We start from the raw sequence: 24,094 nt of genomic DNA, 5'->3' as shown, positions 1-24,094 counted from the left end.
TCCGAAATGTATTGAAAGGCGAATTAGAAATTAGGAATTACGAAATTTTAACCGTATAATTGTGTCCTTCCCATTTGCTGCTTTCAATCCAGAAAAAGGTAAAGTTAATTGATTGTTGCTGATTCTCAGAAATAAAAATATCTACAAAATTCACTCCTAACTTTGTAGAAGTAGAAAGCATATCTTGTGTAGTTTGCCAATCATCATCTGACCAGTGCAATTGAAAAGATGCTAAAGCGTCAATTCGCAATGTCTGACCTTTTTTTACTTGGCTGATTTGTCGGTTAAACTTCCAAATTTCCAATGATTTACACTGCTTTCTTTCGCCTAGATAACGATTTGCCACTTCTGGAATAAAATCAAACACCTGTCCGTCATCAGTTGACCGTAGCAGCTTGATATACTCTGCGTGTGCCCACATTAAAGGCATCGCTGAACCTGTTGGTTTTCCTAAAAACATATAGATATCAGGGATATCTGCCTCATCCCAAACCTGTTCTGGTAGCAAACAAGTATCTGAAGCAAATCCTTCCATCGCCTTAATATATGTTTTGACATCCCCGCCAGCAGCTAGTTCATAATGTCCTCGTTCTCCTGTCAAGAGAGGCCAAGCGCGTCCCTTACCCCAACCAATATAAGGACTTCCGTCTTTTTGCTGACCGTAGCCGTCGTGGTTGTAACGATGCCAACAAGGGCCAACGGGTGTATCTACTTTTAAAACTGCATCAATTACTTTGACAGAATCAACAATAATCGGGTCATCAGGTTTGCGAATTCCATAACGTACTAATTGGAGAAATCCGCCATCGACAATTTCCTTGGCTGGAAATTCTGCTGGTTCACCAGGTGGCTGACTGCTGATGAAAAGAGTTCCTTGGTTAGGATTTTCATCGGCTTGAGAATTATTAATATCTGAAGGAGTAATTCGGATATAATGCCGTTTGATGCCAGGAACTAAAGTTCCTTCAGTAGTTACTGTCCAAGCTTCAATGTGACATTCTAAAAAATCTGCGTATTCTTCGATAAACTTTGCTGTTGCTTCATCTCCATGTTCGCGAACAAATTGAGCAGCACAGATTAAGGCGGCAATATTGGATGCTAGTGTTGATGGTGAATAACCGCTATTTTCTTCCCAGCGTTCTTGTTGAGTAACCGGGCCGTTACGAATTAAATAACCCGCCGCCCGCAAAACCATCGGATAAATATCGAATTTTAAGCAAGTCTTCTGCTGGTGCAATAGCCATGCTAGAAGAATCGGAAATGCCACCTCATCTAGTTGAATACCTTTCCAGTAAGGTTTGCCATCAACCCAGAAATTTTGAGCAAAACCGCCATCTTCTTGCTGGCTGGTTGCAAGATAAATTAGCGATCGCACTGCCGTTTCTGTTTCGCCAGCAGCCACCAAACCTGTTACACTACTGACCATATCCCGCGTCCAGACAAGGTGATATCCTCCTTGGTCTTGGTCGTTTTTGGCTTCACCCCAAGGGATAGCCAGGGATGCAATCAACGCACCTGGATAAATTTTGTCTTCATGTGCTAACAACAAACTAATGCTGTTGTGATACAACTTTCCATCATTGCATGAAACATATTCTAGCGGTCGGAGATTGCGGCGCGATCGCTTCCACTGTTCGTTGTATTGCTGCTTCTGCTGTTCAAAAGGAATATTGAGCGACTGAAATAGTGTAGAAATTGCATTATGCAAGTTTGTACCAAACGCCAGTCCTAAAGTAAACTCTTTAGTACTATCTAAATTGAGTTTTCCAGTCAAAGCCAGATTGCCATCTACAGCATTATCAAACTCCCAATCCATCTGGAAATTATCAGCTAAATCTGTCCAGCCATCACTTTCACCAACGTAACCACAAGAAAGGCGGCTAAAGGGAACTGTTGCACCCAGCGCTAGCCATGTTCCTTGTTTCTCGGCGATCAAAATACGATGTCCAGCAGCCTCTACAGCGTAACCATTATTACCCATACCTTCAACATCCAGATGCGGCGCACACAAAGCATATAAATGGAGTTGGGAAATAAAATCGCTTTTTCCTGTTAGTGTAGTGTGCTGTAAGATGCAGGGGAAATGTGGGTCGGCAATCACTTCTTTGATTACGGCATAACGTCCTTGGGGATCGGAATTAGTAATGCGGTATCCTAAACCATGAGTCCACATCGGTTCCACTTTGGATTCGAGATGGCGTTTCTCTTCGTGGAAAAAGCTTTTCCCATCAGAAATTAGATACTGCAAATCCCGAATTTGAGGTTTGTCTACTGTGGGATGGTAGATTTCAGTGACAATACCGTTCCAAAGAGTAAACCAAATGTTACTAGAGGTAGAGTAGGCTGTTCCGACTCCATCTTTATTAGCATGAGTCCATCGAGGCTCAATACCTGGTGAGCCAAAAGCTTTTGCTCGATCAATAATCTTTACCATACTGCATTGTTGTGCCGATAAGCTTTGAGTACATTGAGAAAATGCTGTGTTTAATATTTGTGCGATTAAAAATTTATTGAGAAGTTGGCGAAAATTTCCGAGCGGCAGTTAAGGATTTTGCTTCAATAAAAATTTGTTTGATTTCAGGATGCTTTTGGCGAATTTTTACTTCTAAATTTTCTACAGTTAAAGCTATTTCCTCACCTGTAAGATTTTTAGAAAATTGGATTTCTAAGTTCAGTAATACTTCTTTGGGAGCAAGCTGCATTGTTAGCACCCGGATAACTTCTTGCACTCCTGGTTCTGTTTTGGACAAAGACCGGATATTGGCTATAGTTTGAGGATCGGCACTTTCACCAACTAATAATCCTTTGCTTTCTCTTGCTAATACCACTGCTACTATAGCTAAGATAATGCCAATAATAATCGAAGCAATGCCATCCAAATAAACATTATTAAATAAATGTCCTAAGAAGATTCCGATTAAGGCCACGAATAAGCCTAAAATTGCCGCCGAATCCTCAAATAATACTGTAAATACTGTGGGGTCTTTACTGTTTTTTATTGCTTGCCAGAAATTTTGTTTACCCTTAGTCGGCAAAAACTCTTTTAAAGCTACAGTCCAAGAAAACCCCTCCAATAATATTGCAATACCTAATACAATATAATTCCACATTGGGTTTTCTAAAGGGCTGGGATGAATTAAATGAGTGATTCCTTCATAAATTGACATCCCGCCGCCAAGGGCAAAGATGAGGATAGCAACGATAAAAGTCCAGAAATAAAGTTCTAGACCGTAACCAAAGGGATGGCGATCGTCTGCTGGCTTTTGGCTTCTGCGAATTCCCAGCAAAAGTACTAGTTGATCGCCAGTATCTACCACCGAATGAATCCCTTCAGATATCATGGCGGAACTGCCAGTAATGGAGGCGGCGATAAATTTAGTAATAGCGATCGCTAAGTTAGCGCCCATCGCTGCAAATATAGTTTTATGAGATGAATCAGATGCCATGAGAGTTAATAATAATTATGCAGAAACTTCTAATTCACCATTGGGTTTGTTCGACATTGTGCCAAAACGTCTCCTACAGCCAAATTTAATTCCTTGATTGCGATCAAACCAGGGTTAACACTAACTTTTGTAGGCATTATCAATTAACCATTGTCTGCAAAACCTGGATACAAGGTCATACCACCGTCTACAAATAGAGTTGTACCATAGACATAATCTGAGTCATCCGAAGCTAACCAAACCGCTGCTTTAGCGATATCTTCTACATCACCCACACGTTTTGCTGGAATCAGTTTTAATAACTTTGCTTCTGCTTCTGGAGTATCCCAAGCTAATTTATTAATGGGGGTTTTGATTGCACCAGGCGCAATACTATTAACGCGAATTTTATGGGGTGCAAGTTCTTGAGCAATACTTTGCATCATCATATTTATACCGCCCTTACTCGCAGCATAATTAACATGACCCGCCCAAGGAATTACTTGATGTACTGAACTTATACAAATAATCTTACCTGCGGCAGATGAAATATCGGGCTGTATACCTCGGCGTAAGAATTCCTTTGCAGCTTCCCTAGCACATAAGAATTGTCCTGTCAGATTCACCTCAATAACTCTATTCCATTGATCGAGGGTCATATCTACAAACGGTGAATCTTTTTGAAGACCTGCATTGTTTATCAAAATGTCAATAGTGCCGAATCGCTCGATTGTCTGGCTAAACATCGCCTTTATTTCGTCTTCTTTGCTAACATCAGCTTGAATAGCAAATGCTTCACCATTAGCCGCTTTGATGTCATCAACAAGTTTTTGGGCTGATTCAGCTTCCGAACGATAATTGACGACTACTGCTGCACCCGATAAAGCTAAATAGCGAGCGATCGCTTGACCAATACCAGAACTAGCACCCGTCACAAGTGCTTTTTGACCTTTGAGCAGGTAAGGGGAATAACTCATAATGCTTTCGATATTTTTAAGACTTGTATTCGTTGTGAATATCTCAATATTTGCAAGACCTTCATGATATTTTTGCTTTTTGCGCGTAGTATTACCCTGACAATTTTAATTTTTAAGTCAGAAAATTATGGATTAAAAAAGTTTTGCTTTTTTAATGATTTTAAAAACCTTTAGTATTTTTCTAATCTATCTAGAGAAAGATAAACAGCATATTTTTTACTAAAAAATATTGAAATCCTTTGTCATTTCTGTGACAATAGTATGTTTTTATTTTTAAGATTTGTAAAAATGTGATTTTCAAGCTTATATCAATCTCAATAAAGATTTATGGTATATTCAAAGCAAGTTTGATTATTGATTAAAGTAAATTTTTTAGTTAATCAGAGAACTATATAAGACATTAAATATTTTTCTTTACGCGCCTCTCAAGGGTCTGATTAGATTGGCTATTAGCAATCCCATCTAATCAAAAAGAAAATTTTTGTTTTTTGGAAATACTAATCAAGATATGATATCAATCAGAAATGTAGTTGTTTTAGTGAGTTTTTACCTTTGGAGAAAATAATTACTGAAAAAGAGTAATTATGTATTTTTATTTCAAAAGCTACTTGAAAAATTATTGCAGTGTATCGGAAATTCTCAATGTTTTTTAATTGGTCGATCTGTGACGTTAGCACAGTATTCTGGAAAATATGAATGGTACGTTAAGCGGATGGCAATTCCATGCAACGCATATATATATATTTGACCTATGAAGGAGAAAGCGATGCCTGCTCTGTCTCTGAATAACCAAAATTTACCATACCCTGACCCTCTACATCCGATCGTTGTTCACTTCGTAATTGCGATGGTGCTTTTTTCTTTCGTGTGCGATCTGCTGGGTTATTTTACCCGTAACGTGCGGTTGTTTGAGGTGAGTTTCTGGAATATGTTTGTGGCCTCAGCAGCTATCTTTATAGCGGTGATTCTTGGTCAGTTTGAAGCAGGTCTGGCGAACATCTACCCAGCAGTGCAACCAACACTGAATTTTCATACGGTGATGGGTTGGTCGCTGGCGGCTATTGTTGTTGGCATTACAGCTTGGCGTTTCGTGATTCGCAAACGTACTCCACGGAAAGTACCGCCAGCTTACCTTGGTGTAGCAACGTTTTTAGTCTGCCTAGTGTGCTTGCAAGTCTATCTAGGAAGCAAGCTAGTTTGGGTGTATGGGTTACATATCGAGCCAGTCGTGCAAGGGATGAAGCAGGGAGTTGTGCCATGAACTGGCAATTGATTGACCAGTTGAGATTGAGGCTGAATGCTAACGGATTACCTTATGAGATTCCCATACATCCGCAATTTGTGCATCTAACATTGGGTTTATTCATTCTTGCGATTATTTTTGATATTGCGGGAGCGCTTTTTGCTTTAGAAAAACCAATATTCAAATTTTTGGGTTTGCCTACCCTCCGTTCTGGTTTTTTTGATGTCGGCTGGTATAACCTCATTGGAGCAGCTTTTATCACTTTTTTCACTGTTGCAGCTGGTTTTTTCGAGCTATTGCTAGCAAATCCACCAGTCGATCAAAAGAGCGTTTGGGGGTTAACTGCTGGTTGGACGATGCTTTTGCATGGTTTGGGTGGCATTTCATTGTTGGGGATCGTTGTTGCCATGACTGTATGGAGAGGTTTACAACGCTATCGCTGGCGCAAGGATGCTTCTAGGCAGGTGCAGTGGAGTTACTTATTAGCAGGTATTGCAATATTGGGCATCTTGTTTGTTCACGGAACTTTGGGGGCGCAATTGGGAGAAGAGTTTGGAATACACGTTACTGCTGCGAGGTTACTCCAAGAAGGTAGAAGCCCAAACTTACTACCCAAATAATCAAGCGGGAAGTACTCTTAGATGAAATTATTATGTTTAGTTCCTGGGAATATGTACTAATAGCGTTTTATGTCGCAGGACTGCTGATTGTCAGTCGGTGGATTGGACAACAGGCATTTTCTTGGATGCCTCCCCAGGCGACAGCAGAAGCACAACGGGTAGATGATTTATTTAGCTTTTTAGTCTCAATTGGAGCATTTATTTTGCTTGGGCTAGTTGGTGTTATCGTGTATGCGATCGCCTTTCATCGCGCCCGCCCAGAAGACTACAGCGAAGGACACCCTTCTAGAGGTAATGGGAAGTTAGAAATATTGTGGACAGCGACCCCAACTTTATTAGTAATATGGATTGCCTTTCAAAGCTTCAATATTTATCAGCAATTAAATATTCTCGGTCTAAACCAAATTGTGCATTTGCACTCGCCCCTAGAATCTGCACCCGCCTATGCTGCAAAAGTTAGCGATGTCCCCAAACCTGCATCTGAAACAATTGATGTTTTCGTTAAGCAATGGGATTGGTCTTTCCACTATCCAAATAATCTTATTAGTAAGGAATTACATTTGCCGAGCGATCGCAGCACTCGCTTAAATATGCAAGCAGAGAAAGTAATCCACGGTTTCTACGTTCCTGAGTTTCGCTTAAAACAAGATATTGTTCCAGGGCGGAACATTGACATTGTGCTAACACCCATTCGCCCAGGTAAATATCGGCTGAAAGATTCTCAATTCAGTGGTACTTATTTTGCCTTGATGGAAGCAGATGTATACGTTGAATCCCTCGATCAGTATAATCAGTGGCTCGCGCAAACAGTCTCTAGCGAAAGTGGAAATGTTCCAAATCAGGCAGTTGCCGAAAATATTCAACCACCAAAGACATTATTCAAAAGCGGCTGGTACACAGTCGCACCTGCTCAACCTGCTGTAGCGAATCAAAGGAAGATAAATAATGACACATGATTTGAGTGAAGCTATAGCCAACAATAGAGAACCTGAGAATAACTGGCGGGAATATTTCAGCTTCAGTACTGACCATAAGGTAATCGGCGTTCAGTACATGGTGATGACCTTCATTTTCTTTCTACTTGGCGGGCTGTTGGCGATGATTATCCGGGCTGAATTGCTCACCCCGGAAGCAAATTTAGTTGACCGCCCCCTCTACAATGGTTTATTCACCATGCACGGGACAATCATGATTTTCCTGTGGATTATACCCTTCAATGCAGGTCTTGCTAACTTCCTAGTACCGCTGATGATTGGAGCGCGGGATATGGCTTTTCCCTTGCTCAACGCCATCTCTTTTTGGATTTTGCCACCAGCCGGTCTGCTACTACTGTCTAGTTTCTTACTACCAAGCGGGACTGCACAAGCTGGTTGGTGGTCTTATCCACCAGTTAGTCTGCAAGTTCCAGCCGGCCAGTTGATTAACGGTCAGTTTATTTGGATAGTTAGCCTAGTATTAATCGGCATCTCTTCAATTATGGGGGCTGTCAATTTTGTTACCACTATCTTTTGGATGCGATCGCCAGGGATGACATTTTTTAGAATGCCGGTCTTTGTGTGGTCAGTTTTTAGCGCCCAGTTGTTGCAGCTGATTAACTTACCTTCCTTGACAGGTGCATTGATACTCCTGTTGCTTGACCTCTCCTTCGGTACACAATTCTTTAAACCGGAAGGAAGTGGCGATCCGATCATTTACCAACATTTATTTTGGTTTTACTCTCATCCTGCAGTGTATATCATGGCGCTACCAGCCTTCGGTATTATTGCGGAAGTTCTGCCAGCCTTTTCTCGCAATCCTTTATTTGGCTATCGGTCAGTTGCTCTTGCTTCTTTAGGTATTGCTGTAGTCAGCATCTTCGTTTGGGTGCATCACATGTTCACCAGTGCAACCCCTGGCTGGATGCGGATGACCTTCATGGCCACCTCGATGTTAGTTGCCATACCCACTGGTGTTAAAGCATTCGCTTGGACTGCCACAATCTGGAGGAGCAAGTTGCACCTAGAGACACCAATGCTGTTTGCGATGGGAGGTGCAGCGATGTTTATTTTTGGCGGTGTCACTGGTGTGATGCTTGCCGCCACGCCATTTGATATCCATGTCAATAATACTTACTTTGTCGTGGGTCACTTCCACTACATCGTTTTTAATACAATTACAATGGCAATCTTTGCCGGAATTTACTTCTGGTTTCCCAAAATAACTGGCAGGATGTACGCCGAAGGTTGGGGTAAACTGCATTTCTGGTTAACCTTTATTCCTGCCAATATCACGTTTTTCTCGATGCATCCGTTAGGTTTGCAAGGAATGCTACGCCGAATTTCCTCCTACGATCCCCAGTATCAAGGTTGGAATGTTATCGCTAGCCTGGGATCGTTCTTACTGGGAGTATCTACGCTGCCCTTTATTGCTAACATTGTCGGTTCCTGGCTATATGGAGTCAGAGCAGTTAATAATCCCTGGCACGCTACGGGATTGGAATGGACAACTTCTTCACCACCTCCGCGAGATAACTTTGCAGAGATTCCTGTTGTCAACAGACCTCCTTACGACTATGGCGATCCAAAATATTCATTCGTGGAAAATTCTGATAATGGTGAGTAATTGCGTTTTTTTATAAAGCTGCGCTGAATTTTTAGCTTTTTTTTTAACGCAAAGGTACGCAAAGGTTAGCGCAAAGGGACGCGGAGGTTTTTTAAAGATAATTCGCTATGTCCGAAAAATCAGATGGAACCTGAATTTATTAATTACGAATTACGAATTACGAATTACGAATTATGCAACAGCGCAGCATCCATATAGATGAAAGTCCGATCCGTTTCGATCGGTGGCGGCGACGCTTACCGAATTGGTTACAGCGCTTTCTGCCAAGTGGTGGCGGAAGTCATGAAGATCATCATGGCAAAGGAATGTTTGGGTTTAGTGTATTCTTGTTGTCGGAAAGTATCATTTTTTTGAGTTTTATCTTTACTTATGTTGCTTTACGACTGAATACTACTAACTGGCTACCACCTGGTGTTTCTGGGCCAGAATTGTCTAAACTCGTGATTATTAATACAGTAGTTTTACTTTCTAGTAGCTTTGTGATTCAACCAGCAGAAAATGCCCTCAAGCGTAATCAATTGGGTAAATTTCGCTGGCTCTGGTTGATAACGATCGCAATGGGAATCTACTTTTTAATTGGTCTATTAATTGAGTGGAAAAATCTCGATTTCAAGCTCACTACGGGATTAGTTGGTTCCACATTCTATTTGCTAACAGGTTTCCACGGTTTACACGTTCTAGCTGGTGTAGTGCTTCAGATAATTATGCTGATTCGCTCATTCATTCCAGGCAATTATAATAAAACTCACTTCGGTACAAGTGCGACAACTCTATTTTGGCACTTTGTTGATGTAGTTTGGGTCTTCCTTTTCTCGCTTCTCTATCTTTGGCGGGCATAAAGATTTTCAGTTTACCAAGTATTTCAGGAGTAATTTTATGAATTTATTCATCCAAGAACTACCAGCATCAGAACTCGCACCAAAAGCAGTTCAAGAAACTCCCGCACCAGGTAAAGACCCACTCATTGCACAAGGTTTACAAAAAGAGCAATATATTGGCATTATTGGGCTAGCGATCGCTCTAATTGCTGCGGTGGGATTTTTTAGTCGCAGAGTCGAATACGCTATTGCTTTCGCTTTATTCCTCAGCGTCTTTTTAATTGCGTTATTTTTATTCGTATAGCAAATTTGTCATTTGTAAATACAAATAACTAATAGAGATATTGGGTGAAAAGAAATCAGGACTTACGCAAACAATAGCTGAAACCCTTATTTTTAGGTAGGGGCAATTCATGAATTGCCCCTACCGCGTGTAGTTTTGCGTAAGTCCTATAAATTCGCAGCGAAGCACGACTAAAGAAACGTCGCCCCAAAGCTTACCCCTTAATAACGAAATCTCGGCATGAATTACAAAAGCAATTGCAAACTGTTTAAACCACAAGCCTTTGGGCTTTTATTAGTGCCATTCGTTTAAATGGTACGCTAAGGCTAAAACGAAGATGGGTAAGCTTTATAGCAATTATATATTCAGCTACAACAGTACTTATTTTGTCAAGTAGGAAAAGTAGGAAAAGTAGGATGTTTTGTAGGAAACCTTGATTATCCTGTTGATAAGCTTTAAATTAGTGCGTAATACATAGTCAAATCAAAATATTGGCAGATAATAAAGCTTCCTTAATTAACAAAGAACTTGTGACAACCATCTTTACTACTTCCCCGTGTCTTGCGTTTATACCCGATCCAAGAGGAATTATCTCTTATTTGATAATTCATGCAAGAGAGCCATAGCACACTTAAGCACAGAGATTGAAAACAACCAAAAAGAGTAAAATAAAATGTTAAAAATCTTTTCAACCAAGAAACAAGCAACAAAAGAAGTACCTACACTCCATCAAGAAGAACTAGAATTGTTTGAAGAACTAGATGACGCTGATTTATTGAGTGTATTTGGCGGAGATTCAAGTGCAGAAGGTGCTGCTGTTGGTAGTCCTGGAGTTCTTTCGGGGAACCTTGCTCAAGTACCCGTTCATGTACCCGTTAACGTTTGTGTTAATAGTGTCAATGTAATTGGTCTACTTAACCCAGCTTTCGGAAATACTTGTGTAAATGATTAACGATTTGCACTCTATTGAATATTACGATTAAATAGCGATCGCAAGCATTATGTATTGAATTTATCTGAGAGTTTTTGATGTCTGCTATCAAAGACACTTAGGAGAATTATGACTAACAACAAAAAAGTCTAGAAACGTCCTCAACTGGAGCAAGCAAAGCAAATGCAAGTAGACAAATTCCAAATCAATGAAATCGATGATTTGAAGGAACTTTCTGATGATGAGCTAATGGCTATAGTAGGAGGAGCAAAAACGGCGTTGGCAGAGGGAATAAAGCAATTGGAAGGGCATTTAGTGGATTTGGAAGCACAATTAGAAAAATTGAATCCACAAACAGAAGTGGGGAAAGCGTTGTTGAAATCGTTAGAAACTTTAGTTTAAGGGAGCCTAAACCTAGTTAGAAGAAGAGATAAGCTAATTATCTGGAGGTTAGACTAAATAATGAAAAATAGGGTGTGTGATTGAACACAAGTTTCCTATTAGCAGAAGCATCAGAGTTGAATCACCAACTCTCGTCTGGCAATATGAAAAGTACCAAAATATAATCAATGTAATTTCAATTAATGAACAAAGGAAGTTATGACAAACAACAAAATTGCCGACTTGGAAACTAGCTTTTTTGAAGAATTGAGTAATGCAGAATCAATGCTAGTAGTAGGAGGAATTGGTAATGATAATGGTATAAACACTGTGAACGGTAATGGATCTCTTCAGATATACGCAAATCAAGTTAATGTCGGCGACTCATCTCCTCAGCAGGGATTGATTCAAGGAGGTTTCACCCTCAACAGACAAGAACCGAAAGGAGATGAACCCCTGTCACGTGTATTAGATAACATACCAATTTTGTCTGGAAATGCTTCTGTCGGTAGCTGAAACGTAGATGGAATATAGCTAAATAAGAAATAATTTTTTTATCTATAGAGAAAGTGGTCGCCATAGTCGATCGCTTTTTCTATTGGTAAAAGTTTAGACTTTTTTAAGTTTTATCTTAACAAAAGGAGTAATTATATAAAAGTGAGTTATGAATTTGGTAAAAGAGATATTTTATGAGTAACCCAGTTTATCAAACTGTGATTCTTGGTGGTGGCTTCACTGGCTTATTTACAGCCTTACACCTGGCTCACGAACATTATCCTCGCTCTGTAATTTTGATCGATCGAAATGAAAGCTTTTGCTTTAAGCCATTACTCTACGAATATTTCAGTGGCGAGATGGATGCTTTTCAAGTAGTACCGCGTTTTACAGAATTGCTTAAAGGTAGTGGTGTAATTTTTGTTCAAGATGCAGTGGAATCGATCGACTTGCACCAACAACAAGTCAAATTAGCTTCGGGAAACTCATACAACTACAGTAACTTAGTCTTAGCTTTGGGTAGTGTTACTAGTTATCATCATCTTGAAGGTGCTAAAGAATACGCTTTTCCTTTTTGGACAGAAGCAGATGCGATCGCTCTCGATCGGCATTTAGGTGATTGTTTGCAAAAAGCAATCAAAACTGAAGATCCAGAACAACGTCGTCAACTGCTAACAGTAGTTATAGTTGGTGGTGGTGCAAGTGGTGTAGAAATGGCAGCCACTCTAGCTGATTTACTGCCACATTGGTATAACGCTATGGGAGGAAATTCTAGTGAAATCCGGGTGGTATTGCTCAATCACGGACAAGAAATTCTCAATGGTGATATTAACAATCCTCTGCGTCCAATTGCTGAGAAAGAATTACAAAAACGCACGATCCCAATTGAAATACTTACGGGAGCAGAAGCCACTACTATTCATGCCAATGCCATTGAATATAAACGCAATGAGCAAATTGAAACATTGCCAACATACACCGCAATCTGGACAGCTGGCACTTCTATTCACCCACTAATTAAAGATTTACCAATTTCTCAAGAACATCGCGATCGCCACAACCGCCTCCTAGTGAATTCTACAATGCAACTACTCGACTTTCCAGAAGTATTTGCAGGCGGGGATTGTGTAGCAGTTCAAGATAATTCACTACCGCCAACAGCCCAAGTTGCTTATCAGCAAGGAGCCAATATTGCCCAAAATTTAAAAGCATTAGCTTTAGGCGAAGCCCTCAAATCAGTAAAGGTAAATATACGCGGAACTCTCTTAAAATTAGGGTTAAATGATGCTGCTGCTAACTTATTCAATATTTTTGAAGTTGCAGGAGAATCCGGGCATTTAATTCGTCAAGGAACTTATTTAACGCTATTACCAACACCAATTCATGACTTTAAAGCAACAACTGAATGGGTGGATGAAGAGATTTTTCATCACCATCTCGATCCTCATGATGTAGGCAAAAAAGTTGTCCAAGCAGTGGAAGTGGTTGGTGCAGGAGTTATGGGCGTTTTAGCTGCCAGAAAATTATTGAAAATGTTGGGTTCGGAAGATAAAAGAGATTAGTACAGTACGGCGTAAATAAACCACGCATTCAAAACCGAATGGCACGCTTGTAAAGCCCAAACACTTATTGTATCCTCGTGTATCCTCGTTCCCAGCCTCCAGGTTGGGAACCAGTTGGGGCAAGGGCTGTATCTTAACAAGCGTGCCATTCCATTCAAAACCAATGAAATGCTTACGCTGTATTAATTTTTAATTTTTAATTTTTAATTCCGCCTTGCGGTACAAGCGCAATTTCGTGCGACATAAATTTTAATACATTTAGTCATGCTTTTGTCACAATTTCGCAATAGCTTTGTCAATACGACGTGTGATGCTATAGCTCTGGCTTTGGAAATAGTCTCAGACTAAATCCACACACCAAAATCTACAGAGGAGAATCACTTAAGGCACAGTACCTTATGAAGATGACTCTTCAGATAGAAATTGCAAAATCTCATACAGTTGTAAGGAACAAGAAAATGAATTGGAAAGTACTTGCTTTGCTCCCTGCTTTGACTCTAGCTACTGCTGTACCTGCTTACTCTTTAACTAATAATAAAAACCAAAATTCGGCTACTGCTACCCACATTGCCCAAAGTACTCAGCAAGGCAACACCATGAAAAAGCCTAATGCTGTACCAAAGCTTAGTGCCAAGCACAAGTCTAATCATCTGGCAAAGCGTAGTACTGGTACTGTACTAACAGTAGGCAGCAAAGGAGAGACAGTGAAAACTGTTCAGAATTCTTTAAAACAACAAGGATTCTATACAGGAAGTGTGAATGGTGTGTTTGATAACAAGACTCGTGCCGCTGCGATCAAATTTCAGAAGTCTAAGGGATTAAGAGCAGACGGAATAATTGGACGCAGAACTTTAGCAGCTCTTAAATAAAATTGTTTCCTAATATAGGAATCCGGTTTGATTCGGAGAATTTACTTGCGCGTGGGCAGGGAACAGGGAATAGAGAATAGGGAACAGGAAAGAAGGCATAGATCCGTACTGAGTCTTGTTTAAAAATAAAATAGGAGTCCTATATCCTCATTCCTAAAATGCTTTAAAGACAAAAGGCTAGGAAAAAAATTCTAGCCTTAAAATACTAACCCAACTTTTTCTATTTTTCTATCTGTATAGGTCGGGGAGGCACTGCATTGTGGAGCTAGCGCGGTCTTTTCTACTTGTTCGCTTTTAGCGTTCTTGTTCAAGATGCTTCAAAAATTCCTTTAGTAATTGATAGCAATTGTTCGTAATCCTTTGGTGTATCAATATCTATATCCCCTAATGGAAACGGAATAGAAAACACTTCATTAAGGTTATGATTAATAACTTTTTTCGCTCCTGAAGTTTCCTTTAAAGCGGCAAGTTCTGAAAAAAATGTCTGACTGAATAGAGCAGGTACACCTAATGTATCTCCATATTCACAAGCAATAATCGGTTTTTTTGTCGAATAATATGCATCAACAAGTTGATTGAGAATTTGGGGAGAAACAAATGGCTGGTCGCAAAGTGTAATAACTACTGCTTCTATTTTTTGCGGAAGATTATTTAACAATTCAATACCACTCTTGATTGAGGTACTCATTCCACAAGCCCAATCTAAGTTTTTAACTACTTTAACGGGAAGTTGTTTAATTTGGGGATGAATCTGTTCTGCGTTGGCTCCAAGTACTACTACCACAGGTTGACAAACTGAAGCGATCGCTATTTCTGTAATATATTGTAAAAAACTACGCCCTTGGTAAAGCAATAGTTGTTTCGGTGTACCCATCCTAGTAGATGCACCAGCAGCAAGAATCATAACGGCTATGGTTGATTTCTCGTTGTCTATAGCAGTCATAAAAACTATGGGGTAAGTAGCAAGTTTGAGTTGCTTTCATAACATTGGTGAATCGGTTGATTGCGATTTTTTAAAAAACTACCATTGCGGTTTGTTAGCACTGCTTGAATTTCTGCAATAATCGCGATCGCTATTCCTTCAGGTGTTTCTGCTCCGATATCAATCCCAATCGGGCCATGCAATCTGGTTAATTGTTCAGTAGTATAAACTATTTCTTGCGAACCTAAATCTGCAAGCAATCTTTCAGTACGTGTTTTTGGGCCCAAAACTCCTATGTAGCGTGCGGGAGATGGCAGCAATGTTTTCAAAATTTCCAGGTCATCAAGATAATTATGCGTCATCACTACGGCAACTGTCTTGGCATCTATAAATACCTGTTTTTGGACAATTTCTCGCCGAGTCAGAATCACGTCACAAGCTATTGGAAATCGCGCTTTAGTTGCCTCATTAGCTCGACAATCGACTACAGTAACGTCCCAACCTAATGCTTGAGCAAACTGTGCTACGGGTACAGCATCATAACCAGCACCAAATATTACTAAAGGCGTGGGTGGTTGGATGACTTCAATAAAAACTTCGGCACTGCCTAAAGGTAACTGATAGTTTTTTACACTAGACTTTTGATTAATAAAAGCTGCTTGAGTATCTACTTGCAGAGATTGAATTAAATTTGGATCTTTGATGTCAGCGATAATTTTACCATCAGGATACAGCAGTAAACGCGACCCAAGTTTCACATCTACCTCGCCTTCAAAGGCAAAGACTGTAGCAATAATACCTAAATGTTTTCGCTCGAAGCACTCTTGCATAAAAGCGATCGCATTTGGTGAACTTTCTTTTTCCAGACGTTCGATCAGAACTTGCACCGTTCCATTGCACCCCAAACCAAAGCCCCAAAGAATATCTTCCGAGGCGGTGTTATCGTAAGTAACAACAATTGGTTCGCCGTCCGACATTCGTTGTTGAGTATACTCAAATACGTCATTTTCTAAGCAACCCGCGCTGATTGTTCCGATCGTCCGACCTGTATCTGTCATCAACATTTTGGCACCCGGTCGGCGATAGGTTGAACCTTGAGTTTTGACTACAGTAGCAAGAAAAGTAATTTCACCATTTTTTTGACTTAACTCGAAGCCTTCTAAAATTGCTTGTAATTCGTTCATTTGATTGTTTATTTTTCTGTTTCTAGCAGTTTGTCAGCTTGAGCAAGCAGTCCCAATGAAAACAATGTGATGACTGTGCCCATCCTGTGCGATTGTGCATCGCTGCTAGTGTCAAACACAAGTCTCTTTGCCGCCCATTAACGATGCAGTATATGCATTAGACTGAGGTGCGTTGTTAACCGCCGCAAGCATCGCAGTATCGTACTACTCAAGATAAGCGAAAATACCCCTGAAATCATGCCCCACAAGATAGTTGTCAACTTGAGCATTTATCTATCGCTTAGAATTAGCACGGAATACTGATTTTCTGTAACTTACAGTAAATACTCTCAACCACCCGCAAGATTAGAGAATTTTATGTTGTGCGATCGATAACAAACTATGTGTTGTTTTAGACAAGGAATGCAATCACCATTGAGATGAACACTGAGACGCCGTTGCTTGGGCAAGTTAACTCAGTTTCATCTTTTTTTAGTATCTTGTGGATCATAACACGTTAACATACAGCAGTTAACCACAAACAAGTAAAGCAAGATTATGGCACTAATTATAGGCACTGATGGAGACGACATTTTAGTTGGAACTGATGGAAATGACACATTTATCGCCAGTGCAGGTAACGATACCATTACTGGTGGAAAAGGTAACGATATCATTGATTACAGTGGCTTAGAACAACCGGTAATAGTCCAGCCAGTGGTTATCCAAAAAGGTGCAGTTGGAAATGACACGTTTAAAGATTTCTTTGAAACTGCGATCGGTGCTACAGGACAGACTAACATTATTAATGCGACTTCTGACAGCACAAATGTATCAATAATAGCTGACTTATCTAAAGAAAGATTAGAGATCAGAGTTGTAGGTTCGCCATCAATAGCAGTCAATGTGAAGAATTTTGTAAATGTAATTGGTACAAATCAAAATGACGTAATTACTGGTGATGTTAGGGATAATGAATTATCTGGCAGTGGCGGCAATGACATTATTAGAGGCAGCGCAGGCAACGATACCTTAAATGGTGGAGATGGTATTGATACAGCTGATTACAGCAAATTGGGTCAAAGCTCTACCATATTCATTGATGGAACTCTTAAAAAAGGTGGTGGACTAGGTACAGATTTACTTGGTAATTTTGAAAATCTTATTGGTGATGCTAGTGCTGTAAATAACACTATAGACGCCTCAATGGCTCCTTCAATACCCTTTTCATTTTTATCCGATCTATCAGTCAACGCCAACCTGGAAACTCAAAGTTTCGTAGTGAATAATCTTCCTGGCGGAAACACAGCTAAATTTACATTTATAAACTTTGATAATATCAAAGGTACAAATCAAAGTGACACCATTGTTGGAGATGGGCAAAATAATCTCTTATTTGGTAATGGTGGTGACGATACACTTTCTGCCAAAAGTGGCAATGACATACTCACTGGTGGAAATGGTAACGATATTCTCACTGGTGGAGTAGGTGCAGATAAATTTGTTTTTAACAACGTATTAGATGGTGTTGACATTATTAAAGACTTCAAGGCTGTTGAAGGTGACAAAATCCAGGTTTCTCAAACCGGGTTTGGTGCTATTTCAATCAATGATTTCAGTTATGATGCCCTAACTGGTTCTTTGTTCTTCCAAGAATCTAGATTTGCCATTGTTGAAAATAAACCTATTGGTTTTCAAGCCAATCTGGACATTCAACTTGTTTAAGAATATCCTATTTTCAGTCTTTTCTAAGCTCGTGCTTCTTGGGATTAGCGAGCATAAATCATGTGAGAAATAACTGGGGGTTTATCGCCTTGATGAAAGGTAAAAACCCTTTCACGAATCTCTCGATCTGCCACCGTAAACCGCTCATATTGACGTAAATGATCTACCCAAGACTCGACGATAAACGTCTCTAAGTAGCGATGCGGCACAGATGTATCGTGAAAGATGCCCCAACGAACCGCACCATCTCGTAGCCGCACCACGCGCAGGGCATGAATTGCTGTAATGAATTCCTTTGCTTGAACTGGGTCAATACAATATTCAAGTGTAACTAAAACTGGCCCTTGTTCTGGTTGCAATTCAATTACTACCAGCGGTTCTGCTCGCCGTAATGCTGGGCCTAAATCCAGTTTTCCTGATATCAAGCGGTAACGCCGCGCTGTAAAGATTCCCCCTACTAAGCCGATCGCAGCAATGAATAAGGCAATCCGCATACCCCAATGCTCTGCCGCTGCACCCCAAACAATACTACCAATTGCTGAACCTCCTTGAAATACCATCTGATAAGTTCCTAGCGCCCGCGCCTGCACCCAAGCGGGAACCGCAAGCTGCACTGTAATATTTAAGCTGGATGTCATACTTGTCCAGGCAATTCCCGCCGCCAGCAAAGCCAGCAACACCAAAGGTACGTTGTGAATAAACGCCAGAATTAATGTCGCAACCGCAAACACCAGAGTTCCAGCAATCACAACTCCATCGGCTGTGAGACGTTGGCGCACTCGTGGCATCAAAATTGCACCGAAAATCGCTCCCAATCCAAAGCAACCGAGTAGTAAACCATACCCACCTGCTCCTTGTCGCAAATCTTGTTGTGCTACCAAAGGCAGCAAGGCTAACAAAGCACTCGTGCAACTAGTTAAAACAGCGGCTCGAATTAACACGGCTTGCAGGGTGGGAGAAAAACGGACATAGCGAATACCAGCCCGCATAGAACCTAATACTCGCTCTGCGGGCAGGGCGCTTTCATAAAGCGGTTGGCGCTGCCAACGATAGAGGATGTAAATCACCCCGATAAAAGAAAGGCCATCAATCAAAAAGACGACTCCCGCATTTGCCGCCACCAAAATCAAGCCTGCGATCGCAGGCCCAACTGCTCTGGCAATGTTAAACCCAGCACTATTTAATGCGATCGCAGCCATCAGTTCCGATCGCGGTACTAATTCTGGTACAATCGCTTGCCAAGCTGGGCCATTCATTGCCGCTCCCAAGTTGAGCAAAAACGTCAGCGCCAGCAGCGACCACGGTGTAATCTTACCTGCAAAAATCAATCCACTCAAGATCAGTGCAGCAACCAGCATCCAGACTTGCCAAAACAGTAGTAACCGACGGCGATCGAAAATATCTGCCGTTGCTCCGGCTGGTAGTCCTAATAACAGCACTGGCAAAGTTGCGGCTGTTTGCATCAGTGCCACCAACAGGGGAGAGGTGGTGAGAGAAGTCATTAACCAAGCTCCCGCTGTGTCCTCCATCCAACCGCCAATATTGGAGACAATCGAGGCAATCCAGCGATCGCGAAACAAAGATTTACGGAGCGGACTCCAAGCAGAGGTTGTCATGACTGCGGTATGCACATATTACTTTAGCATTCGCGGAGCGGGGCCGCGAGTGGTATCTAATCCTGAGACACGAGGCAAGGTAATCGTTTTGCCTGTTCGTGCCGCTTCGTAAATCAACGCTATAAGTTTTTGGTCTTGCAAACCTTCTTCACCAGGTGTATGAGGTTGTTTATTTTGAATCACACAATCCGCCATGTGATCGATTTCTAAGGCGAACTGATTCTTTTCACCTATCCGCACTTCGCTAATATTTTCTGCCATGCTGTTGGTTGGGGATTTGCGCGAAATCATCATTCGCAAACCATTGTAGGAGAACGCCGGATCGAGTTGTCCCCAAGCATCAGAGCCGAAAACGCGAAACCGCCGCCCTTCATGAAAGCCGTAGCTGGTGGAGCAAATCCCTAGTATTCCACTGGGAAACCGCAGCTGGAAGGTGACATTTTCTTCTACTTCTTTGAAGCGCGGATCGCCGGGAGTACTGAAGATTTGGGCGCTAATTGCGATCGGTTCCTCTCCCGTTAAATAGCGAGTTGCATTCAAGCAATAAATTCCTACATCCGGTAAAGAGCCACCTCCAGCTAAGGCGCGTTTCAATCGCCACTGATTTAAGTCACCTCCCTGGTTTTGTCCGTTGTCTGCCTGAATCACCTTCACAGTTCCCAATTCTTTGCTACGGATCATCTGAATCATGGCGCGATGGTGCGGCTCATATTGGCAGCGATAAGCAATCATCAGCTTGCGATCGGCTTGTTTGCACGCGTCGATCATCTGTTGAGCATCTTCGACTGTGGTTGCCATCGGCTTTTCACACAGAATATGCTTTCCAGCTTTCGCACCACGCACCGTATATTCCCGGTGCATACTGTTAGGCAGTACAATATAAATTACATCAACGTCTGGATTGTTGCGGAGATTGTCGTAATTCTGATAGTTGTAAACGTTCTGCGGTTTAATGCCATACTGCTGGGCAACAAGATTTGCTTTGGCAGCATCACCACTAACTAATGCAGTTGGCTTTGCTAGTTTACATTCTGCAAAGGCAGGCATGATTTCTTCTAATGTCAGTCTGCCAAGTCCAACGATCGCAAATCCCAAACGTCGCTCTGGAGGTAATGCAGTTGGTGGCCCCCCTGTCTCAACCTCAGTTTTTTCTGAGATGGGCGCAAACTCAATCTGAGGCGGCAACGGGCCTCCGCGAGGAGTGGCTTGTCCCGTTGGTTGTTGGGCAGTAACCTCTTCGCCCATACTACCAATTGCGGCGGCTGAAACGGCTCCTAACCCAGCTGTAGTTAGAATTTGACGACGAGAAATTTTTCCTTTAAACAATTTAGACATCGTGGTTCCTTAAAATTCTCCCTAATGATGAAATTTTGGGCTTCCAGCAGAAATCATGTATTTGAACCACATCTGTCGTAGGGACACATGATTGCTCATTGTTGTCAACTTAAGCTCAAACGTTTGTCCCACATACGCTTTACCCCACCCCAAAGCATCGGCTTGTAATACACAAGTCAAATTACCCCCCTTAATCCACCCGATATATTGGGGGGAAACAAGATTTCTTGTTCCCTCCCCTTTATAAGGGGAGGGTTAGGGTGGGGTAAAACCTTGGTTACTCAGCTATTTTAGAAAGGTTACTGGGTTTGGGAAAATTCCTATACCTTTACCCCTTACCCTTTTCCCTACAATGCCAAGAAATTTAATCATTGCTGTACCCCTACCACCTTCTGTACAAAAGGCTACGCGTAGCTTGCTTGCAAGAGTACGCGCAGCAGATACAAAGGGAAAGAAGAAATGCTTAACTGAACTTTATTGCCTTACGGGGTAGTGGTTGGAGTTGGGGTGCTAGTTGGAGTTGAGGTGCTAGTTGGAGTTGAGGTGCTAGTTGGAGTTGGGGTGCTAGTTGAACTTCCAGGATTAACAAGAGAACTAACCTCTTGCAAATGTTGTTGGAGGGTTGGTAGCGTTTGAGCCGCAAATGCTTTCACGTCTGCATCTTGTCCTTGTTCAGCTTCAGTTTGGAATGCGGCGACGTCCTTTTGATGAGCTTGAAGCATCTGGTTCAGATATTGACGATCGAAGTTAGCACCAGAAAGTTTGGATAAACGTTGCTTTACTTGCTGATTTTTGGCGCCAATAGTAGTTGGCAGCGTGACACCTTTTTGAGCCGCCAGCTGTTTAAGTTGATTGTTTGCTTGCGTATGATCTTCAACCATATGCTGTCCAAACTGTTTTACCACATTGCTAGCTCCACGTTGTAATGCCAGTTGTCCTAGTTGGACTTCTGCTAAACCATCTTGAGCGGCTTGAGTTATGAACTGTCTGTCTGCCGAACTGAGGTTATTTTGCCCTGATGGAGTTGGTGAGGTAGTTGGCGATACAGTTGGGGATGGACTCTCAGTTCCTTGTACAGGTACAGCAGCTGGAACTTCAGATGTAGTCTGGTCGTGCGGAGTAGTCGGTGTGCAACCAGTCGCCAGAGATAAAGCGATCGCTACTATACCAGTAGAAAATATTTTGAAGTTAGACATAATTAGGGTTCTCCTTAGATAAAGCTATATTTTGAAACGTTGAATGAAAAACTAAACGCGATCGCACAGTTGAGTAAGCTACAAACAAAGCCGATTAATGTGAAGCAGATGCCGTTGGTGCAAATTGTGCAAATAGATTCAAGATTTCTCGATTGAATGCAGGGATATCATCTGGTTGAGTTCTGTTTGGGCAAAGAGCGGTTGCAAAAATCTTTCCGAAACTGTAATGCTGCCACTAATCCCGAAGCAGAAGCAGTTTTTAACAAGCTGCGTCTACTGATTTCCATAATTGTCTCCTACAAGCACCAACAGGAATGAGCCGTATATTATCACTGCTATCTGGCACAGAGACTCTAGCTAAGGTGTGCTTTTAAATATACTCCGCAAGATGCATTCACAATGCAAGCCGATACATTGTTAATGCAAATCGATGCATTCACCATGCAAGTTGATGTATTCCTAATGCAAGTCAATGCATTCATAATGCAAGTCGATGCATTCACCATGCAAGTTGATGCATTCACCATGCAAGTTGATGCATTCACCATGCAAGTTGATGTATTCCTAATGCAAGTCGATGTATTCCTAATGCAAGTAGTTGATGTATTGTAAAAACTTACTTTTTGTTTAAACTTGCTTGATTTAAAACTTTATCAATAAAAGTAGGAGTTATATCATGTCCGCCTAATTAGTTATAATTCCCGCATCTGTGCAAAAACCAGGAAACCCTCTTTCCCCTTGCCCCCTAGTCCACGGAGTAATCGGAAGGAATGAACCGCTTCACGCCCTGCTGTTTGGCAGCATCAATCAAGTTTTTCTGCCCTGGCACAGTCACATCATTGTTGCCGACCGCAGAGACGACCACATCAACCCCGTCACAAACATCGAATACACGTAGAGACGTAGCACTGCTACGTCTCTACAAGGTTTTGGGTTTTATATTTATCTAAAATGTGCTGTATCTCTTTAATGATGGGAAATACCCAGACATTCTATGCCCGTTCATGTACTTGACACTACTTTGCGGGGCGCTAAAAAGCCAAGGACGATCGCTACCAAGAACAATGCTGGAACATCACCAAACAGATGTCCCTGTTCAACAGGGTCAATTACTGCATGTACCGCCATGATCAGCCCGTGGATTGCACTTGATATGACGGTGAACCAGATTAAACTGAGGTGAGCTTCTGGTTGCCTTGAAGCCAACAGCAAAAATACACCAAGCGTCGCATAAACACCAACGATCATCTGTTCGTATTCGTGCTGACCTGGTTGCCATAACCAGCCTGATGCCCAGACCTGAGTTAGCGGATATATAAGTAGAAAAGCTATGCCAACAAGAACCAGAGCGATTCGTAAGTAGCGATCGCGCTCATCCATTGCTTTAACCTCCCCTATTTTCTAGTGCAGTCTTTACTAACAAAACTGCATCATTTTCTGATTGTATTCCCACTAGTGACACTTCAGCTTTAGAGCGTTAGAAATTTTAATGCTCCTCATGGTTTTTAACGTGAGTTCGACGGGTGCTATTTTGACCTCTCCCCCAGCCCCTCTCCTACCAGGAGCTACGGTGTATACATAAGTCTTAAAAACCTAGCCTTAATAAGACTTTCCTCGTTCCCAGTCTCCGACTGGGAATGCATTCATTGAGTTTCTGACTCAATGTCTGGCTGGAGGCAGAGCCTCTTACTTCTCGTTCCCAGTCGGAGACTGGGAACGAGAAGTAAGAGAACAATGGGAAAATCGAGCTTTTTCCGACTTGTGTATACACCGTAGCCTTTTAGGAGAGGGAGGCTGGGAGGGAGAGGTCTGTCGAACTCACGTGTTTTTAGTGTCGTCTAACAGTTTTGTAATTGCATCGGTCTGTTATGCCAATACATCGGTCTGTTATGCCAATACATCGGTCTGTTATGCCAATACATCGGTCTGTTA

23 protein-coding genes and 1 pseudogene are annotated in these 24,094 nt (G+C 41.6%); 13 read left to right on the top strand and 11 right to left on the bottom strand.

Annotated elements, in window-relative coordinates; all coding sequences use genetic code 11:
- Nucleotides 1–37 precede the first annotated feature (37 nt).
- From RMY64_RS03135 to RMY64_RS03125, 3 genes are all read right to left on the bottom strand, one after another.
- Nucleotides 38–2,434, bottom strand: a complete 2,397-nt coding sequence (locus RMY64_RS03135) for a glycoside hydrolase family 15 protein (RefSeq protein ID WP_322699278.1) — start codon at nt 2,432–2,434, stop codon at nt 38–40.
- 73 nt (nt 2,435–2,507) lie between these two features.
- Entirely contained in the window at nt 2,508–3,446 is a 939-nt protein-coding gene (locus RMY64_RS03130) for a cation diffusion facilitator family transporter (RefSeq protein WP_322671592.1), read from the bottom strand.
- 143 nt (nt 3,447–3,589) lie between these two features.
- Nucleotides 3,590–4,402 (bottom strand): SDR family oxidoreductase, encoded by an 813-nt coding sequence (locus tag RMY64_RS03125; protein WP_322699277.1) that lies wholly within the window; start codon nt 4,400–4,402, stop codon nt 3,590–3,592.
- A 766-nt stretch (nt 4,403–5,168) separates the two neighbouring features.
- Here RMY64_RS03125 and RMY64_RS03120 point away from each other — a divergent pair.
- From RMY64_RS03120 to RMY64_RS03070, 11 genes are all read left to right on the top strand, one after another.
- Nucleotides 5,169–5,663 (top strand): DUF2231 domain-containing protein, encoded by a 495-nt coding sequence (locus RMY64_RS03120; protein ID WP_322671594.1) that lies wholly within the window; start codon nt 5,169–5,171, stop codon nt 5,661–5,663.
- Nucleotides 5,660–6,265 (top strand): DUF2231 domain-containing protein, encoded by a 606-nt coding sequence (locus RMY64_RS03115; protein WP_322671595.1) that lies wholly within the window; start codon nt 5,660–5,662, stop codon nt 6,263–6,265. Before RMY64_RS03120 ends, RMY64_RS03115 begins: the two co-directional genes overlap by 4 nt.
- A gap of 32 nt (nt 6,266–6,297) precedes the next feature.
- Complete coding sequence (locus RMY64_RS03110; RefSeq protein ID WP_322699276.1) at nt 6,298–7,221, top strand: cytochrome c oxidase subunit II; 924 nt, start codon at nt 6,298–6,300, stop codon at nt 7,219–7,221.
- Entirely contained in the window at nt 7,211–8,866 is a 1,656-nt protein-coding gene (locus RMY64_RS03105) for a cytochrome c oxidase subunit I (protein ID WP_322699275.1), read from the top strand. The genes RMY64_RS03110 and RMY64_RS03105 overlap by 11 nt, the downstream gene beginning before the upstream one ends.
- Before the next feature lie 173 nt (nt 8,867–9,039).
- A complete protein-coding gene (locus RMY64_RS03100) occupies nt 9,040–9,705 on the top strand; it encodes a heme-copper oxidase subunit III (protein ID WP_322686230.1) in 666 nt (221 codons plus the stop codon).
- Nucleotides 9,706–9,742: 37 nt separating this feature from the next.
- Nucleotides 9,743–9,988, top strand: coding sequence for a hypothetical protein (locus RMY64_RS03095; protein ID WP_322671599.1), 246 nt, complete (start codon nt 9,743–9,745; stop codon nt 9,986–9,988).
- A 652-nt stretch (nt 9,989–10,640) separates the two neighbouring features.
- Nucleotides 10,641–10,919: a chaplin gene (locus RMY64_RS03090; RefSeq protein WP_322671600.1), complete on the top strand. Its 279-nt coding sequence runs from the start codon at nt 10,641–10,643 to the stop codon at nt 10,917–10,919.
- A gap of 162 nt (nt 10,920–11,081) precedes the next feature.
- Nucleotides 11,082–11,300: a bacteriocin gene (locus RMY64_RS03085; RefSeq protein WP_322671601.1), complete on the top strand. Its 219-nt coding sequence runs from the start codon at nt 11,082–11,084 to the stop codon at nt 11,298–11,300.
- 198 nt (nt 11,301–11,498) lie between these two features.
- Nucleotides 11,499–11,795: a hypothetical protein gene (locus RMY64_RS03080; RefSeq protein WP_322671602.1), complete on the top strand. Its 297-nt coding sequence runs from the start codon at nt 11,499–11,501 to the stop codon at nt 11,793–11,795.
- A gap of 173 nt (nt 11,796–11,968) precedes the next feature.
- On the top strand, nt 11,969–13,336 hold the full coding sequence (locus RMY64_RS03075) for an NAD(P)/FAD-dependent oxidoreductase (protein ID WP_322671603.1): 1,368 nt from the start codon (nt 11,969–11,971) through the stop codon (nt 13,334–13,336).
- Between the two features lie 458 nt (nt 13,337–13,794).
- Entirely contained in the window at nt 13,795–14,205 is a 411-nt protein-coding gene (locus RMY64_RS03070) for a peptidoglycan-binding domain-containing protein (protein ID WP_322671604.1), read from the top strand.
- A gap of 307 nt (nt 14,206–14,512) precedes the next feature.
- Here the strand turns inward: RMY64_RS03070 and RMY64_RS03065 are convergent, their stop codons facing one another.
- Both RMY64_RS03065 and RMY64_RS03060 read right to left on the bottom strand, forming a co-directional pair.
- Nucleotides 14,513–15,148, bottom strand: coding sequence for a nucleotidyltransferase family protein (locus RMY64_RS03065; protein ID WP_322671605.1), 636 nt, complete (start codon nt 15,146–15,148; stop codon nt 14,513–14,515).
- Nucleotides 15,149–15,153: 5 nt separating this feature from the next.
- Complete coding sequence (locus RMY64_RS03060) at nt 15,154–16,311, bottom strand: XdhC family protein (RefSeq protein WP_322699274.1); 1,158 nt, start codon at nt 16,309–16,311, stop codon at nt 15,154–15,156.
- A gap of 537 nt (nt 16,312–16,848) precedes the next feature.
- Here RMY64_RS03060 and RMY64_RS03055 point away from each other — a divergent pair.
- Nucleotides 16,849–18,015: a calcium-binding protein gene (locus RMY64_RS03055; RefSeq protein ID WP_322699273.1), complete on the top strand. Its 1,167-nt coding sequence runs from the start codon at nt 16,849–16,851 to the stop codon at nt 18,013–18,015.
- 44 nt (nt 18,016–18,059) lie between these two features.
- On the opposite strand, the gene RMY64_RS03050 is transcribed toward RMY64_RS03055, so the two are convergent.
- The 4 genes from RMY64_RS03050 to RMY64_RS36745 form a co-directional block, all read right to left on the bottom strand.
- The gene (locus RMY64_RS03050) at nt 18,060–19,631 is read right to left on the bottom strand and encodes an MFS transporter (protein ID WP_322699272.1); all 1,572 of its coding nucleotides are present in this window, start codon (nt 19,629–19,631) and stop codon (nt 18,060–18,062) included.
- An 18-nt stretch (nt 19,632–19,649) separates the two neighbouring features.
- Complete coding sequence (locus RMY64_RS03045; RefSeq protein WP_322699271.1) at nt 19,650–20,966, bottom strand: Gfo/Idh/MocA family oxidoreductase; 1,317 nt, start codon at nt 20,964–20,966, stop codon at nt 19,650–19,652.
- Between the two features lie 482 nt (nt 20,967–21,448).
- Nucleotides 21,449–22,162, bottom strand: coding sequence for a DUF4142 domain-containing protein (locus RMY64_RS03040; protein WP_322671610.1), 714 nt, complete (start codon nt 22,160–22,162; stop codon nt 21,449–21,451).
- 167 nt (nt 22,163–22,329) lie between these two features.
- Nucleotides 22,330–22,449 (bottom strand): twin-arginine translocation signal domain-containing protein, encoded by a 120-nt coding sequence (locus RMY64_RS36745; RefSeq protein WP_409882190.1) that lies wholly within the window; start codon nt 22,447–22,449, stop codon nt 22,330–22,332.
- A gap of 112 nt (nt 22,450–22,561) precedes the next feature.
- Here RMY64_RS36745 and RMY64_RS03035 point away from each other — a divergent pair, with 112 nt between their 5' ends.
- Nucleotides 22,562–22,774 (top strand): hypothetical protein, encoded by a 213-nt coding sequence (locus RMY64_RS03035; RefSeq protein WP_322699270.1) that lies wholly within the window; start codon nt 22,562–22,564, stop codon nt 22,772–22,774.
- A gap of 133 nt (nt 22,775–22,907) precedes the next feature.
- Here RMY64_RS03035 and RMY64_RS03030 read toward each other — a convergent pair.
- Nucleotides 22,908–23,036, bottom strand: a pseudogene (locus RMY64_RS03030) (NmrA family NAD(P)-binding protein); the annotation flags it as partial.
- Between the two features lie 128 nt (nt 23,037–23,164).
- The gene (locus tag RMY64_RS03025) at nt 23,165–23,542 is read right to left on the bottom strand and encodes a DUF6632 domain-containing protein (RefSeq protein WP_322671612.1); all 378 of its coding nucleotides are present in this window, start codon (nt 23,540–23,542) and stop codon (nt 23,165–23,167) included.
- Nucleotides 23,543–24,094: the final 552 nt, after the last annotated feature.

Origin of the sequence: Nostoc sp. DedQUE08 (assembly GCF_034530895.1) — a bacterium.
In the GTDB taxonomy this organism is placed as follows: domain Bacteria; phylum Cyanobacteriota; class Cyanobacteriia; order Cyanobacteriales; family Nostocaceae; genus Nostoc.
Note: the sequence above shows the minus strand (reverse complement) of the source record. Positions and strands in the feature narration are given on the sequence as shown.

What these genes read in the sequence shown, in the direction of transcription:
- RMY64_RS03135 (WP_322699278.1), bottom strand. Translation starts at nt 2,434, where the DNA reads ATGGTAAAGATTATTGATCGAGCAAAAGCTTTTGGCTCACCAGGTATT.
- RMY64_RS03025 (WP_322671612.1), bottom strand. Translation starts at nt 23,542, where the DNA reads ATGGATGAGCGCGATCGCTACTTACGAATCGCTCTGGTTCTTGTTGGC.
- RMY64_RS03090 (WP_322671600.1), top strand. Translation starts at nt 10,641, where the DNA reads ATGTTAAAAATCTTTTCAACCAAGAAACAAGCAACAAAAGAAGTACCT.
- RMY64_RS03085 (WP_322671601.1), top strand. Translation starts at nt 11,082, where the DNA reads ATGCAAGTAGACAAATTCCAAATCAATGAAATCGATGATTTGAAGGAA.
- RMY64_RS03060 (WP_322699274.1), bottom strand. Translation starts at nt 16,311, where the DNA reads ATGAACGAATTACAAGCAATTTTAGAAGGCTTCGAGTTAAGTCAAAAA.
- RMY64_RS03120 (WP_322671594.1), top strand. Translation starts at nt 5,169, where the DNA reads ATGCCTGCTCTGTCTCTGAATAACCAAAATTTACCATACCCTGACCCT.
- RMY64_RS03100 (WP_322686230.1), top strand. Translation starts at nt 9,040, where the DNA reads ATGCAACAGCGCAGCATCCATATAGATGAAAGTCCGATCCGTTTCGAT.
- RMY64_RS03110 (WP_322699276.1), top strand. Translation starts at nt 6,298, where the DNA reads ATGTTTAGTTCCTGGGAATATGTACTAATAGCGTTTTATGTCGCAGGA.
- RMY64_RS03105 (WP_322699275.1), top strand. Translation starts at nt 7,211, where the DNA reads ATGACACATGATTTGAGTGAAGCTATAGCCAACAATAGAGAACCTGAG.
- RMY64_RS03115 (WP_322671595.1), top strand. Translation starts at nt 5,660, where the DNA reads ATGAACTGGCAATTGATTGACCAGTTGAGATTGAGGCTGAATGCTAAC.
- RMY64_RS03065 (WP_322671605.1), bottom strand. Translation starts at nt 15,148, where the DNA reads ATGACTGCTATAGACAACGAGAAATCAACCATAGCCGTTATGATTCTT.
- RMY64_RS03070 (WP_322671604.1), top strand. Translation starts at nt 13,795, where the DNA reads ATGAATTGGAAAGTACTTGCTTTGCTCCCTGCTTTGACTCTAGCTACT.
- RMY64_RS03080 (WP_322671602.1), top strand. Translation starts at nt 11,499, where the DNA reads ATGACAAACAACAAAATTGCCGACTTGGAAACTAGCTTTTTTGAAGAA.
- RMY64_RS03035 (WP_322699270.1), top strand. Translation starts at nt 22,562, where the DNA reads ATGCAAGCCGATACATTGTTAATGCAAATCGATGCATTCACCATGCAA.
- RMY64_RS03045 (WP_322699271.1), bottom strand. Translation starts at nt 20,966, where the DNA reads ATGTCTAAATTGTTTAAAGGAAAAATTTCTCGTCGTCAAATTCTAACT.
- RMY64_RS36745 (WP_409882190.1), bottom strand. Translation starts at nt 22,449, where the DNA reads ATGGAAATCAGTAGACGCAGCTTGTTAAAAACTGCTTCTGCTTCGGGA.
- RMY64_RS03055 (WP_322699273.1), top strand. Translation starts at nt 16,849, where the DNA reads ATGGCACTAATTATAGGCACTGATGGAGACGACATTTTAGTTGGAACT.
- RMY64_RS03130 (WP_322671592.1), bottom strand. Translation starts at nt 3,446, where the DNA reads ATGGCATCTGATTCATCTCATAAAACTATATTTGCAGCGATGGGCGCT.
- RMY64_RS03050 (WP_322699272.1), bottom strand. Translation starts at nt 19,631, where the DNA reads ATGACAACCTCTGCTTGGAGTCCGCTCCGTAAATCTTTGTTTCGCGAT.
- RMY64_RS03125 (WP_322699277.1), bottom strand. Translation starts at nt 4,402, where the DNA reads ATGAGTTATTCCCCTTACCTGCTCAAAGGTCAAAAAGCACTTGTGACG.
- RMY64_RS03095 (WP_322671599.1), top strand. Translation starts at nt 9,743, where the DNA reads ATGAATTTATTCATCCAAGAACTACCAGCATCAGAACTCGCACCAAAA.
- RMY64_RS03040 (WP_322671610.1), bottom strand. Translation starts at nt 22,162, where the DNA reads ATGTCTAACTTCAAAATATTTTCTACTGGTATAGTAGCGATCGCTTTA.
- RMY64_RS03075 (WP_322671603.1), top strand. Translation starts at nt 11,969, where the DNA reads ATGAGTAACCCAGTTTATCAAACTGTGATTCTTGGTGGTGGCTTCACT.